Raw genomic sequence first — 1,030 nt, forward strand, 5'->3', positions numbered from 1 at the left:
CCTGCTTACCCAGTAATCTCAGCCAATTTCAGCAGGCGGTATGGCATGGGCGGTGTGTGAGCGGCGGCCCAGCCGAGGCGTGGGATCATGCTGGCGAGGTCGTAACGGCGATTGAAGCGATATTCGAACTCGGCAAGGTATCGGGGCACGTGCTTACTGCTGATCGCCCGGTAGGTGCCGACGATGGCGGATTTGATATTGCCCAGTGCTGTGTTGACCCATTTGAACGCCGGACTTCGAGCGGCAGCCGGCCCACTGCCGGTACGGATCACGTCATGCGCGCATCCGGCATCGCTGACGTGGCCGAAACAGGCGAGGCCATCGCTGACCACGGCGCAGGACGGATCGAGGCTGCGCAAGGCAAAGCGGGAAATCGCCTGGCCGGTGAACCCGGCCACCCGCCGCAGTTTCAGTCGAACCGGCTTGCCTTCAGGCGTGGTCTCGACTGCGGCGACGAAAGGGGTCTTGCCGGGCGCGCCTCGCCCGCGCTTGCCGCCGGAGCGTTCACCGCCGAGATAAGCATCATCGATCTCAACCCGCCCGGTCAGGCGTTTGCGCCCATCGCGTTCCAGCATCACCTGCTGGAGCTTGTGCTTGAGCATCCAGGCCGAGGTCTGTCGCACCCCGAGACGTCGGCCCAACTCGATGCTGGAGATGCCCTGCTTGCTCTGGGTCAGATGGTATATGGCCCGGAACCAGGTCCGCAGCGGCAATTTGGTCGAGGCGAAAATCGTGCCCGCAATCGGCGATGTCTGCCGGCGGCATTTCGTGCACTGGAACAAGCCCCGGGTCTTCACCTCGCTATGAGAGCGCCCGCCACAGACCGGGCAGGAGAACCCGTCGGGCCAGCGGGCGGCAATCACCACCGCGCGGCATTGCTCCTCCGTGCCATATAACCGCTCAAATTCGACCTCGCTCAGCCCGCGCTGAAACTGCACCGCATTCCGCGCCATCGATTGCTCCCGCTCACAACATCATGTTCCTGTTTTGTACTCAACTGAACATGGCTGATCAAGATGGGTAAGCAGGA

1 protein-coding gene is annotated in these 1,030 nt (G+C 62.8%); it reads right to left on the minus strand.

Annotation, left to right across the window (positions count from 1 at the left end; all coding sequences use genetic code 11):
* Nucleotides 1-5 precede the first annotated feature (5 nt).
* Nucleotides 6-953, minus strand: a complete 948-nt coding sequence (locus APM_RS15695) for an IS1595 family transposase (RefSeq protein WP_007424367.1) — start codon at nt 951-953, stop codon at nt 6-8.
* Nucleotides 954-1,030: the final 77 nt, after the last annotated feature.

Origin of the sequence: Acidiphilium sp. PM (assembly GCF_000219295.1) — a bacterium.
GTDB lineage: Bacteria > Pseudomonadota > Alphaproteobacteria > Acetobacterales > Acetobacteraceae > Acidiphilium > Acidiphilium multivorum.

Coding starts and splice junctions, on each gene's coding strand:
- APM_RS15695 (WP_007424367.1), bottom strand. CDS start 953: ATGGCGCGGAATGCGGTGCAGTTTCAGCGCGGGCTGAGCGAGGTCGAA.